Origin of the sequence: Flavobacterium resistens, from assembly GCF_900182645.1 — a bacterium.
GTDB classification, from domain to species: Bacteria; Bacteroidota; Bacteroidia; order Flavobacteriales; family Flavobacteriaceae; genus Flavobacterium; species Flavobacterium resistens.
Map to the genome: position 1 here is coordinate 658,729 of NZ_FXTA01000002.1, position 13,560 is coordinate 672,288.

A 13,560-nucleotide genomic window follows, 5' to 3' on the forward strand; every position below is an offset into this window, starting at 1 on the left:
CGGCTGTTTTTATAAGATGAAAAGTTATTTATTGAAAAGCATAAACTAAACCTACACCAAGAACCTGACGTAACTGCATTCTAGGGCCGTCATTAACTTGTGTTTTTGCTCCTGTAGCAGGATCAATAACGTCTTTTTTTGTTTTAATATCGTCGTCATATACTAAATGAACGCCAATATTTGCTTTTACATAAGCATTAACAACAAGATCAAGTTTTGTGTCGTAGTCGATATCTACGTTTCCAAATTTGTTTAAATAATCAGTGTACAAGCTCAGTCTGTTTTCATAAAACACGTTTTTGTAAATTTCGTTTTTCATGTAAGCTGTAAACAAAATACCAAACTCGGCTTTTACTTTTTGACCTTCTTCAACCAAAATCTGATTTGCTGGGTCAACAGGATCAGTTATATAAACTGCTTTTTTAACCCCAAATGCTCCTTGATTTGCCAAATACTGATCAAGAACTAAAGTTGTCTTTAAAGTTATAGGTGAGAAATAAAATACTCTGTCTTTTTTCTTATTTGAGTTTTCAGCTCCGGCTCCAAGGAAAATATAAGCTGGTGCAAATGGTTTCGAAATGGCAACATCGCGATTTGGGTAGTTATAACCGTTTGTAAACTGCGTATTGAAATTTAATTTTGCTGAGTAATACCAGTTTGAAAGGGTATCTTTTCTAAAACCGTAAGTTGAGTTGAATTGAACAGCATCGTCTGTTTTTCGTAATTCGATTCCATCCTGTTTATTTAAACCATATTTTACAATAAGTTCATTTACCCATTTGTGATTCCCCTTGATATAATTTCTTCCAAATTCACCCTTAAAAAGCCCCGAAATTGAGCTGGTTCCCCCGGCGCTCCAGTTGACAAAAGCAATTTCAGAAATATCAAAACCCAATTTGTTTTTCGCAGTCCAGTTTGAAGGAAGTTTTGGAATCTGATTTGGATCCAAAGTCGTTTGTATAATCTGAGCAAAATTATTTGAAGTACTCAATAATAACAACAGCAAAAGGGCAGAACGTAATAATTTCATTAGGCTTAATTTTGGTTTTTTTTTGGTTGTGCAAAATAATTATTTTGAACGATTAGAAAAAAGATTTATCAAACTTTTAACGTCAATTTTACATAAATGTTGCAGTTGCAGCACGCTTCCATGCTCAATAAAATGGTCTGGAATGCCTAAAATTTCAATGTTGTTTTTAAAATTATTTGCTGCTGCATATTCTAAAACAGCACTTCCAAAACCACCATTTTTAACCCCGTCTTCGATTGTAATAATCTGTTCAAAGGTTGAGAATATGTGTTTTAATGTATTGATGTCTAATGGTTTAATAAAGCTGAAGCTGTAATGAGCAAAAGAATCTGAATTGCTGCATTCTTTTAAGGCCTCAATAACATTATTTCCAATTGTTCCGGTCGAAAGCACAGCAATTTCCGTACCATCTTTTAAACATTTTGCGGGACCAATTTCAATTTTTTCATAATGTCCGAAATTTTCTACTTCCCATTTAGGCAAAACGCCACGTCCGCGAGGATATCGTATCGCAATCGGATGATTTAATCCTAATTGTGCCGTATATAAAATGTTTTGAAGTTCAATTTCGTTGAGCGGAGCATAAATAATGATATTTGGGATGGCTCTTAAATAAGCAATATCAAAAACACCATGATGCGTTGCGCCATCTTCCCCAACTAAACCAGCTCGGTCTAAACAGAAAATTACGGGTAAATTTTGCAGCGCTACATCATGAATAACCTGATCGTAGGCGCGCTGTAAAAAAGTCGAATAAATATTGCAATATACGATCATGCCTTGAGTCGCCATTCCAGCGGCAAGTGTTACGGCATGTTGTTCTGCTATTCCAACATCAAAAGCGCGTTCCGGCAATTCATCCATCATGAATTTTAAAGAGCTTCCAGATGGCATTGCAGGCGTGATTCCAATTATTTTTTCGTTCTTTTTTGCCAAATCCAAAATAGTCAAACCAAAAACATCCTGATATTTCGGAGGAAGATTTTCTTCTGATTTTAAATGAATTTCTCCGGTTGAAGCATCAAATTTTCCTGGAGCATGATATTTTACCTGATTTTCCTCAGCTTGCTGTAAACCTTTTCCTTTTGTGGTTACAATATGAAGAAATTTTGGGCCTTTTATTTTCTTTAAGCGATTTAATTCTTTGATCAATGTCGGAAAATCATGCCCGTCAATTGGTCCCGAATAATCAAAATTCAAAGATTTTATAATGTTATTCTGCTTCGGATTTTTTCCATTTTTAACCGCAGTCAAGTATTTTTTTAAAGCACCGACGCTTGGGTCAATTCCGATAGCATTATCGTTTAGAATGACTAAAATATTGGCATCAGTAACTCCGGCGTGATTCAAGCCTTCAAAAGCCATTCCACTAGCGATCGAGGCATCGCCGATTACTGCGACATGTTCTTTCTCAAAATCACCTTTTAGTTTAGAAGCAATCGCCATTCCGAGCGCTGCAGAAATAGAAGTCGAAGAATGTCCAACTCCGAAAGTATCATAAATGCTTTCGCTTCTTTTTGGAAAACCAGAAACGCCGTCTATTTGTCTGTTTGTATGGAAGTTTTCTCGTCTTTCGGTTAGGATTTTGTGGCCGTAAGCCTGATGTCCAACATCCCAAACCAATAAATCGTCTGGAGTATTAAAAACATAATGCAAAGCAATTGTAAGTTCTACAACGCCTAAACTCGCACCCAAATGTCCTTCTTTTACAGAAACTATATCAATGATAAATTGACGCAGTTCCTGAGCAACTTGAATTAGTTGTTCTTCTTTTAAAAGACGTAAATCGGCAGGATTGTATATGTTTGAAAGTAAATCGCTTTTCATTGTATGGCAAAAAGCAAATTTACGGTTTTAAATTTAATTTTATTGTGAGATCTATTGCAATACTATTGGTAAAGAATATTGTCTTTTTACTTTTTTGCCATTAATTTCTCCCGGTTGCCATTTAGGACATAAACTTAAAACTCGGATAAGTTCTTTTTCCAAAGGCTCATCAATAGCTGGTTGTGATTGAAGATAAGATACAGAACCGTTTTTTTCTACCGCAAACGCGAGAATGATTTTCAATTTTCCAATATTTGAGCTCTCTGGTTTTTTAAATTCTTTCTCAAAAAAAGTGTAGAATTGATCAATTCCGCCAGGAAATTCTGCATTGGTTTCAACAGCGATTCCACCATTATAGACTGGTTCCTCTGTTTTCTTTTTAGAATCAATATTTGAAGATTTCTCTTTTTTGGTATTTTCTACAGGATTTTTTACAAATTTGACCTGATCAACTTTTGGCGGAGGTGGAGGTGGATATTTAAGAGAATCATTTGGACCGATTCGAGTTTTTCCGACAGCAATTTGTTCTGTTTTAATAGTATCTTTTACAACTTCAACTTTATCAATTTTCTTCTTATTTCCTTCTTTATCAGCGCAACTAAACAAAGTCGTTCCCATAGCAATAAACAAAGCCAGCAAAAACATTTTATAATAATTAGTTTGCGCATACAAAACGCGATTCGGAATTTGAACGGTTATCGAATCTAATTGCGATTTTCTAAATCTTCCACAGATTTTATTATTTTGATTTTGAATGAAAAAATGCTGAATTTCATCAGGAAACATAGAAGTAAAATCAACAACTGTTTTAGAACAGCTTAAACAGAAACGGCCGTTTTCATTTGGAGTCATTTTGTTCCAGTTTTCATTGCATGGTTCGGGAACTGTTATTATATGTTTTTTATTCATTTTTAATTGTAATTGGTAAATTATAAGATGTTCGAACACTATGATTGCCAAATTTTCCAGGAATCCATCTTGGAGTCATTTTTAAAACTCTAATGGCCTCTTCTCCAGTTCCGGGTCCGGCATCATGTAATACTTTGAAAGTGCTTAAACTGCCATCTTTTTCTATAACAAATGAAACATATATTTTTCGAACATATTTTTCAGTTTTATCAGGAATAACATAATTATCATTAATAAATTCAAAGAACTTTTTTATTCCCATTTTTTGCTTTGGTGGTACATCTAAAGCTGCCGGAGAGTAAATAGCGTTATGATCAATAGTTTCATCTTTTATCTGATTATTATCAGGAGCGACAGGCTCACCTAGCATAGTATGACGATCAGGATTACCTTCGACAATTTCAACTTTATCAATCTTCTGTTTTTTCCCATTTTGATCTTGACAGCTAAATAAAGTGGTTCCCATTGTTAGAAATAATGCTAACAAAAACATTTTATAATAATTGGTTTGTGTATGTAAAATCTGCTTTGGAATTTGAACTATAACAGAATCTAATTGTTCATTTTTAAATCTACCGCAAATTTTATTATTTTGATTTTGAATGAAATAATGTTGAACTTCTTCAGGAAGCATGGAAGTAAAATCAACAACGGTTTTAGAACAGTTCATACAAAAACGACCATTATCTTTTGGCGTCATTTCGTCCCAGTTTTCATGGCAGGGTTCGGGAATTGTTATTTTGTATTTTCTTTCCATATTCAAATATCAAAAAATAAATGTAATAAAAAATAAGTTCTAAAATCTTATTTTTGCATTTATGGAAAATCCTTTTACCGACGAATATTTTATGAAAAAAGCTTTGCAGGAAGCTGAAATGGCTTTTGAAAAAGGCGAAATTCCTGTTGGAGCCATCATTGTCGTTGCGGATAAAATAATCGCAAGAAGTCATAATTTGACGGAATTATTAAATGATGTGACGGCTCATGCCGAAATGCAATCCATAACTGCAGCAGCAAATTTTCTTGGAGGAAAATATCTAAAAGATTGCACACTTTATGTTACGCTCGAGCCTTGTCAAATGTGTGCAGGAGCTTTGTATTGGAGTCAGATTTCAAAAATTGTTTTTGGAGCGCGTGACGAGCAACGTGGTTTCATTGCTATGGGAACTAAACTGCATCCAAAAACTACCGTTGTTTCTGGTATAATGGCCAATGAAGCAGCAGATTTAATGAAACGTTTTTTTCTGGAAAGACGTAAGTAATCTTTTGAAATTTACGCTTAATTAATCTCAAAATTGCTTTTAAACTTCAACAAAAGTTAAATATTTTTACTAAAGAAATTTCTTCTTAAAAAAGCTCAGAAATTATTTTATATTTACTACAATATATTAATCATTTGATAGTTATAGGATGTAACAGTCAAATGTTAAAATGTTCTCTGATTTCTTTAAAAATTGTAACCCATTAACTCTAAATAAAAGTGAAAGCAAAAGGATTAGTTCTCGTGTTTTGTGTGTTTTTTATTTTTCAATCTTGCGGCAGAAAATCAGCAGCCGATTTTAATTCCGATTTTTCATTATTTAAAGAGTATATAGTCAGTTTCACGGGAGGAATAGTCTCGGCGGAATCAGATATTAGGGTAGTTTTGGCTTTTGATAAAAAAGATTGGAAAGCCAATCAGGTTTTAGACAACGATTTATTTGATATTTCGCCAAGCGTCGATGGAAAAGTCGTTGCACTTTCGTCAAATACAATTGCTTTTATTCCAGAAAAAAAGTTGAAACCGGGAACAGAATATCAGGTGACTTTGAGACTGGACAAAATTATTACACTTCCAAAAGAGAAAGAAAAAACACTTTCTGAATTCAATTTTACAGTCAAAACCATAAAGCAGGATTTTACAATCAATACGGCTGATATTCAATCATACAGTAAAGAATATCAGTATTTAAACTGTGTTTTAAAAACAGCTGATAATATTGATGTTGAAACGGCTAAAAAATTAGTCGAGGCAAAACAAAAAGGGAATAATCTTAAAGTCAAATTTGAGCAAAAATCAGGTTTTGCTAAAGAATTTCGTTTTATTATCGACAGTATTCAGCGTTATTCTGAAGCTTCAAATTTGGAAATTTTATATGATGGGAGCGATTTTGATATCGAACAAAAAGGACAAATCGATTTTCCGATTACCAATATAAATGAATTTAAAATCGTAAAAGTTGAAGTTCCGGATGGAAGTAATCAGTCGGTTTTAATTAATTTTTCTGAACCATTGGAAAAAGGACAAGATTTTAAAGGCTTGGTTTCGATTCAGAATACCAATAATTTAAAATTTTCAACTCAGGGAAATTTGCTGAAAGTTTATTTTAATAATGAAAAAGAAGCTCCGGCAAAAAAAGAAGTTGTAGTTCCAGTTGAAGAAACGGCGGTTTCACTTGTTGATTCGGCGGCTGTTATGGTAGACAGTGCTGCGGCAGTTGTTTCTGAACCAGTAGAAGTGGTTCAGGAAGAAGAAGCCGAACCGGAACAAATTACGGTGGGAGATTTATTGATTGAAGTTTTTCAGGGAATCGAAAGTCAGTATGGCAAAAAAATGGATGCCAATTATTCTGAAAAAATTTCTTTTGATCAGATAAAACCAAATGTCCGATTTATTAAAAATGGAACAATCTTGCCGAGTTCAAACAACTTGAAACTGAATTTTGAAGCCGTAAATTTAAGTGCAGTTGACGTAAAAGTGTACAAAATTTACAAAAACAATATTCTTCAGTTTCTTCAGTATAATGAATTGAATGGAGGCCAAAATCTCAAGAAAGTCGCACAACCCATCGCGAAGACAACGCTGAATTTAATTGAAAGCAAACTTATAAATCCGAGTAAATGGAACACTTTTGCATTGGATTTATCCAAAATAATTACTCCGGAACCAGGGGCAATTTATAGAGTAGAATTTGTTTTTAAAAAGAAATACTCTTTGTATAAATGTGAAACTTCTGAAGGAAATGATGATGAAACAGAGGAAGAAGAAGTTGACGAAAATGATGTGAATTACAGCGGCAACTCTTACGACGATTATTATTATGATGATTATGAATGGAGAGAAAGTCAGGATCCTTGCTCAAGTTCTTATTATTACAGCGCAAAAATTGCAACAAATATTTTAGCTTCAGATTTAGGTGTGATCGCCAAAAGAGGTGAAAACAAGTCGTATTTATTTGCTGTAAATAATATTGTGACGACAAAACCTGTTTCGAATGCAAGAGTTGATTTGTACAACTTTCAGCAACAGAAAATTGCAACACAAGCAACAAGCAGTGAAGGAATTGCTTCTTTTCAATTAGATAAGTTTGCTTATTTTGCGATTGTAACTTTAGGCCAGCAATCTACTTATGTGAAACTTGACGACGGACTTTCATTGTCTGTCAGTAATTTTGATGTTGCGGGTGAGACTTTGCAAAAAGGACTAAAAGGATTTATTTATGGCGAACGAGGCGTTTGGCGTCCGGGCGATAATTTGTATTTGTCTTTTATTTTAAATGATGCGTCGAATAAGTTGCCAAAATCACATCCGATTAAATTCAGATTAAACGACCCGAATGGAAAAACGGTTTATCAGACGATTCAAAAAACAAACGAATTGAATCATTATGCTTTCACAGTTCCAACAAACCAAGATGCGCCAACAGGAAACTGGGAAGCAATGGTGAGTGTTGGTGGAGCTAAATTTTACAAAAGCATCAAGATCGAAACCATTAAACCAAACCGTTTAAAAATCAAAAATACGTTTAGTAGAAAAACACTTTCTTCATCGTATCCAAACACAGATAATCTTGAAGTGACTTGGCTTCACGGTGCAATTGCGAAGAATTTGAATGTTGAAATGCAAGCGAAATTCTCTCAGCAGACAACTACTTTCAAAGGTTATGAAAAATTTACTTTTGATGATTTGGTTCGTCAATTCAATACCGAAGAAATTAATGTTTTTTCAGGAAAATTGAATGAAAACGGAAAAGCGTCTGTAAACATTCAGCCAAAACTGCAAGGTCAGGCGCCAGGAATGCTTCGTGCTTCATTCATCACAAAAGTATATGAAGAAGGAGGAGATTTCAGTACTGATGTAATTTCTACGACTTATTCTCCGTATAAAACCTATGTTGGAATTAAAGCACCAGAATTAAACAAGTATAATATGCTTGAAACAAGAACTAATAATCGTTTTGATATTGTGACCGTTGATGAAAACGGAAGACCAAAATCAGTGCGAAACTTAGAAGTAAAAGTGTTTAAAGTTGATTGGCGCTGGTGGTGGGATGCTTCAAGCGATAATTTATCGAATTATAATTCTTCGAACGCAACGACTTCGTATAAAACTTTTATAGTCAATACGGATTCAAATGGAAAAGGAAATATTCAGTTTGCTTTAACTGATGAAGAATGGGGACGCTATTTAATTCGTGTTTCTGATAATCCAGATGGACACGCAACTGCTTTGACGGTAAATATTGATTGGCCAATCTGGTCTGGAAAAACGCGCAATAGAGATGCTTCAACAGCAAATATGTTGGTGTTTTCTACTGATAAGAAAAATTATGCAGTTGGAGAAAAAGCGCAGATTTCTTTCCCTTCAAGCGAAGGCGGGCGTGCATTGATTTCAATTGAAAACGGATCAAAAGTAGTACAGACAATTTGGGCTGAAACTAAAAATGGAGAAACCAAAGTTGAAGTTCCAATTACGGGAGCAATGGCACCAAACGTATATTTCAATATTACATTATTACAGCCTCATGCTTCAACCAAAAATGATTCCCCAATTCGTATGTACGGAATTGTTCCAATTGAAGTTGTGGACAAAAATACGATTCTGGCGCCGACAATCTCAATGCCAGATGTTTTGAAACCAGAACAAGCTTTTACAGTGAAAGTTGGTGAAAAAACCGGAAAAGAAATGACGTATACCATTGCTGTTGTTGATGAAGGACTTTTAGATTTAACACGTTTTAAAACACCAAATGCATGGGATAGTTTTTATGTTCGTGAAGCTTTAGGCGTAAAAACATGGGATGTTTACGATGATGTAATTGGCGCTTACGGCGGAAAAATAAATCAGATTTTCAGTATTGGTGGAGATCAGGATTTAGGCGGTGGAAAAGCGAAGAAAGCAAATCGCTTTAAACCTGTTGTATTGTATTATGGACCATTTAAATTGGAAAAAGGGCAAACAAAATCACATCAATTAAAATTACCAAAATATATTGGTTCTGTTCGAACTATGGTTGTTGCTGGAGATGCCGCGACAAGTGCTTATGGAAGTGTTGAAAAAGCAACTCCGGTTAAAAGTCCGTTAATGGTTTTGGCTTCTTTACCGAGAAAAATTTCACCTTCAGAAAAAGTAACACTTCCTGTGACTGTTTTTGCAACGGAGAATAAAATAAAAAATGTTTCGGTTCAGATTAAAACAAGCAATGGCTTGCAAGTAATGGGAAGCGCGATTCAAAAATTAAATTTTGCACAACCAGATGAAAAGATGGCTTATTTTAATTTAGTTGTAGGCGCTGCAACCGGAATTGCAAAAGTGCAGGTAATAGCAACTTCAGGAAATGAAAAATCAGTTTATGATGTTGAAATTGATATGACAAATCCGAATCCGGTTACGAGTACTTTTACAGATGTTGTTTTAACACCAAATAGTTCAAAAACAATTTCATGGAAAACCTTTGGAATTGCCGGAAGCAATAAAGCAAGATTGGAAGTTTCGTCAATGCCATCAATGAATCTAAATGGAAGATTGCAATTTTTAATCCAGTACCCGCATGGTTGTGTGGAACAAACAACTTCATCTGTTTTTCCACAATTGTATTTAGGCGATGTTGCTGATATTGATGCTATTCGTAAAGGATTAATTCAAAAGAATGTAACTGCAGGAATTGCCAGATTAGGTAATTTCCAATTGTCGAACGGAGGAATGCCTTACTGGCAAGGAAATGCAATCGCTGATGATTGGGGAACATCCTATGCTGGACATTTCTTGATTGAAGCAGAGAAAAAAGGATATGTGTTGCCAATAAACTTCAAATCAAAATGGCTGTCATATCAACAAAAAGAAGCGAAACAATGGCGTTTTGAACCGAAATATGGAAATGATTTGGCACAGGCGTATCGTCTATACACATTGGCTTTAGCCGGAAATGCCGATTTATCGTCAATGAACAGATTGCGTGAAACTAAAGGTATTTCGAATGAAAGTATGCTTCGTTTAGCAGCAGCTTATGTTTTAGCTGGCCAGAAATCGGCGGGACAAAGTTTGTTCTTGAAAACAAGTATTGACAATGATTTAGACGGCTATAGCTATTACTATTATGGTTCAAACGAAAGAAATAGAGCTATGGCTTTAGAGACGATGCTTCTTTTAGATCAGAAACAAAAAGCATTTGCAACAGCGACAAAATTAGCCAAAGAAATGTCGGCTAATCAATGGATGAGTACACAGACAACGGCGTATTGCTTGTATGCAATGTCGAAATTTGCAGTAAGTAATGGTCCAAAAGGAATCAATATTCAGTTTAGTAAAAACGGAAAAGGAGAATTAATAAATACAAATAAATCGGTTGCAGATCGAAGTTTGTCTGTTGCTTCTGGTACAAACAGTATTACATTGAAAAACAATAAAGCGAATACTGTTTATGTTCGTGTGCTGAATACTGGAATACTACCAATCGGACAGGAAAATGTGGTTCAAAATGATGTTTCTGCAACTATTGTTTTCAAAAACAGAAAAGGAAGTGTAATCAATGTTTCTAAAATTAGTCAAGGAACAGAGTTTGTTGCTGAAGTTACGATTAAAAACCAAAGAGGAGAAAGTATTCAAAATGTTGCGTTATCACAAATTCTTCCTTCAGGATTTGAAATTGTAAATACGCGTTTCACAGATTATGGAGACGCAGTAAACAACATTGCAGATTATATCGATATTCGTGACGACAGGACTAATTTCTACTTTGGAATGAAATCTAGAGAAACCAAAGTCTTCAGAATTCTGTTAAATGCATCTTATTTAGGGAATTATTATTTACCAGGCTTGCAGTGTGAAGCCATGTATGATAATACTTTCTTAGCAAGAACAAAAGGATTCTGGGTTGAGGTTGTAAAGTAAAATAGATGGTCCACGGATGTTACGGATTACACAGATTTACACTGGTTTTAGCTTTCAGATTTGATAAAAAAAGATCGGTGTAAATCCGTATAAATCTGTGTGATCCGCGGGCTAAAATTCAAAAGTCTTGAAAAATAAATTAAAAGCGTTTCTTCAACGCATCATAAACTGGATTAAAAGAAATAAAATTAAATCGGCAATTGCATTTCTGCTTTTGCTGATTTACTATTTTTCTATACCGAGAACTTTGTTTAAAGAACCTTATTCAACTGTGATTGAAAGCAAAGAAGGAGAATTGCTCGGTGCTAAAATCGCTCGTGATGGGCAATGGCGTTTTCCGGCACAAGATAGTGTTCCTGATAAATTCAAAAAATGTATCGTTTATTTTGAAGATGAATATTTCTATAAACATCCCGGATTTAATCCCGGAGCGATGATCAATGCCTTTAAACAAAACAAAAAGGCAGGAAAAGTAGTTAGAGGTGGAAGTACATTAACGCAGCAAGTTATAAGACTTTCCCGAAAAGGAAAAAACAGAACGTATTTTGAAAAACTGATAGAAATTATTCTCGCGACAAGATTAGAATTAGGTTATTCTAAAAATGAAATTCTCGAAATGTACGCTGCTCATGCGCCGTTTGGAGGAAATGTTGTGGGATTAGAAATGGCTTCTTGGCGTTATTTTGGCGTTCAGGCCAATCAATTATCTTGGGCAGAAAATGCTGTTTTGGCTGTATTGCCAAATGCTCCAAGTTTAATTTATCCTGGAAAAAATCAGATAAAATTACTGAACAAGAGAAACCGACTTTTATTAAAATTACATCAGGAAGGGATAATCGATAAGCAGACATATGAACTTTCGATAGAAGAGCCTCTTCCTCAAAAACCATATGATTTACCTCAAATTGCTCCACATTTGCTTCAAAGAGTGGCTAAAAATGAAGAAGGTACAAGAGTAAAAACAACAATTGATTATGCCTTGCAGAATAGAGTTAATCAGATTGCAAGATATTATTACAATCAATACAAACAGAATGAAGTGCATAATCTGGCTATTTTGGTAATAGATGTTCAAAACAGAAATGTAATGAGTTATGTTGGAAATTCTCCTGCAGATTCAGATCATCAAAAAGATGTTGATATTATTGATGCGCCACGAAGTACAGGAAGTATTTTGAAACCGCTTTTGTACGGTGCAATGCTAGATGACGGTGAATTATTACCAAATACTTTAATTGCCGATATCCCAACACAAATTTCTGGTTATACACCGCAAAATTTTAATCTTACTTTTGATGGCGCAGTTCCGGCACATCGGGCATTATCACGGTCATTAAATATTCCAGCGGTTTTGATGTTGCAGGATTTTGGCGTAAATAAATTTTATGAAGAATTGCAGAAATTCAAATTAAAGAACATCAACAAAACACCTGACCATTATGGTTTATCGCTTATTCTGGGAGGTGCTGAAAGTAATTTGTGGGATTTATGTAGAACCTATGCAAACCTTTCTTCTACGGTTAATTATTTCAATAAAAATGGAGGCAAATATCGTACGAATGAATTTGCCGAACTCAATTATAAAAACGATTTTAAACCGGATTTTGGATCAGAAACTGATCAAAAGAATATTCTGGGGGCAGGATCAATTTGGTTGACATATAATGCAATGGAAGAAGTCAACAGACCTGAAGGAGATGAAGCCTGGAAGTTTTACGATAGTTCACTTAAAATTGCATGGAAAACAGGAACAAGTTTTGGGAATAGAGATGCGTGGGCTATTGGAACTAACTCAAGATATGTGGTTGGAATATGGGTTGGAAATGCAACTGGAGAAGGAAGGCCAACTTTAACTGGAGTTACAAGTGCCGCGCCAATTTTATTCGATGTTTTTAATTTATTGCCAAGACAAAGATGGTTTGATACTCCGTATAAGGATTTAGCCGAGGTTGAGGTTTGTCGATTGAGCGGTTATTTAGCAAAAGACAATTGTCCAAAAATCAAACAATGGATTCCTACAAAAGGAAAATCGACTAAAGTTTGTCCGTATCATAAGGCTGTTCATTTAGATAAAACAGAACAGTTTCAAGTAAATAGCAGCTGCGAAAGTATAGATAATATTGTGACTAAAAATTGGTTTGTTCTGCCTCCGGTTATGGCTTGGTATTATAAAAGTCAACATATTGAATATTTGCCTTTACCGCCATTTAAAGAAGGTTGTGAAGGAACACAAACCATCACAATGGATTTTATTTATCCAAAAGCAAATAGTAAAATATATTTAACGAAGGATTTTAACAGTAATGTTCAGCCTGTAATTTTAAAAGTAGCTTATTCTGAAAGAGATAAAGAATTGTTTTGGTACGTTGATGATGTTTATAAAGCCACCACAAAAACATTTCATGAACTACCAATTACGCCAACAACAGGATTACATTATATTACAGTTGTAGATGCTTCTGGGAATGAGATTAGAAGAAAAATTGAGATTATAAGGGAATAATAACCACTTGTCAGGCTGAGCGAAGTCGAAGTCCAAATGAATTGGGATGCCCTTCGACTTCGCTCAGGGTGACATTCATATTCGTTTTTTTAAATATAAAAAAAGCACAAAAAAACCGCCAATCTTACGAAAGGCGGTTTT

At 34.6% G+C, this 13,560-nt stretch carries 7 protein-coding genes; 3 read left to right on the forward strand and 4 right to left on the reverse strand.

Translation table 11 applies throughout. The features are described from left to right. Positions 1 to 28: 28 nt before the first annotated feature. The 4 genes from FN795_RS08940 to FN795_RS08955 are packed head-to-tail and all read right to left on the reverse strand — an operon-like array spanning position 29 to position 4,523. Positions 29 to 1,030: a DUF3078 domain-containing protein gene (locus FN795_RS08940; RefSeq protein ID WP_142450293.1), complete on the reverse strand. Its 1,002-nt coding sequence runs from the start codon at positions 1,028 to 1,030 to the stop codon at positions 29 to 31. Positions 1,031 to 1,069: 39 nt separating this feature from the next. Next, entirely contained in the window at positions 1,070 to 2,857 is a 1,788-nt protein-coding gene (locus FN795_RS08945) for a 1-deoxy-D-xylulose-5-phosphate synthase (RefSeq protein WP_142450294.1), read from the reverse strand. 51 nt (positions 2,858 to 2,908) lie between these two features. Further along, positions 2,909 to 3,766, reverse strand: a complete 858-nt coding sequence (locus FN795_RS08950; RefSeq protein ID WP_244289961.1) for a hypothetical protein — start codon at positions 3,764 to 3,766, stop codon at positions 2,909 to 2,911. Then, a complete protein-coding gene (locus tag FN795_RS08955) occupies positions 3,759 to 4,523 on the reverse strand; it encodes an energy transducer TonB (RefSeq protein WP_142450295.1) in 765 nt (254 codons plus the stop codon). Before FN795_RS08955 ends, FN795_RS08950 begins: the two co-directional genes overlap by 8 nt. Before the next feature lie 61 nt (positions 4,524 to 4,584). Between FN795_RS08955 and FN795_RS08960 the strand changes: the two genes are divergently transcribed. The 3 genes from FN795_RS08960 (at position 4,585) to pbpC (ending at position 13,419) form a co-directional block, all read left to right on the forward strand. After that, positions 4,585 to 5,028: a nucleoside deaminase gene (locus FN795_RS08960; protein WP_142450296.1), complete on the forward strand. Its 444-nt coding sequence runs from the start codon at positions 4,585 to 4,587 to the stop codon at positions 5,026 to 5,028. Positions 5,029 to 5,246: 218 nt separating this feature from the next. Further along, on the forward strand, positions 5,247 to 10,916 hold the full coding sequence (locus FN795_RS08965) for an alpha-2-macroglobulin family protein (protein WP_142450297.1): 5,670 nt from the start codon (positions 5,247 to 5,249) through the stop codon (positions 10,914 to 10,916). Between the two features lie 127 nt (positions 10,917 to 11,043). Next, positions 11,044 to 13,419, forward strand: a complete 2,376-nt coding sequence (gene pbpC, locus FN795_RS08970) for a penicillin-binding protein 1C (protein ID WP_142450298.1) — start codon at positions 11,044 to 11,046, stop codon at positions 13,417 to 13,419. Positions 13,420 to 13,560 lie beyond the last annotated feature (141 nt).

What these genes read in the sequence shown, in the direction of transcription:
- FN795_RS08945 (WP_142450294.1), bottom strand. Translation starts at nt 2,857, where the DNA reads ATGAAAAGCGATTTACTTTCAAACATATACAATCCTGCCGATTTACGT.
- FN795_RS08940 (WP_142450293.1), bottom strand. Translation starts at nt 1,030, where the DNA reads ATGAAATTATTACGTTCTGCCCTTTTGCTGTTGTTATTATTGAGTACT.
- FN795_RS08950 (WP_244289961.1), bottom strand. Translation starts at nt 3,766, where the DNA reads ATGAATAAAAAACATATAATAACAGTTCCCGAACCATGCAATGAAAAC.
- FN795_RS08955 (WP_142450295.1), bottom strand. Translation starts at nt 4,523, where the DNA reads ATGGAAAGAAAATACAAAATAACAATTCCCGAACCCTGCCATGAAAAC.
- FN795_RS08960 (WP_142450296.1), top strand. Translation starts at nt 4,585, where the DNA reads ATGGAAAATCCTTTTACCGACGAATATTTTATGAAAAAAGCTTTGCAG.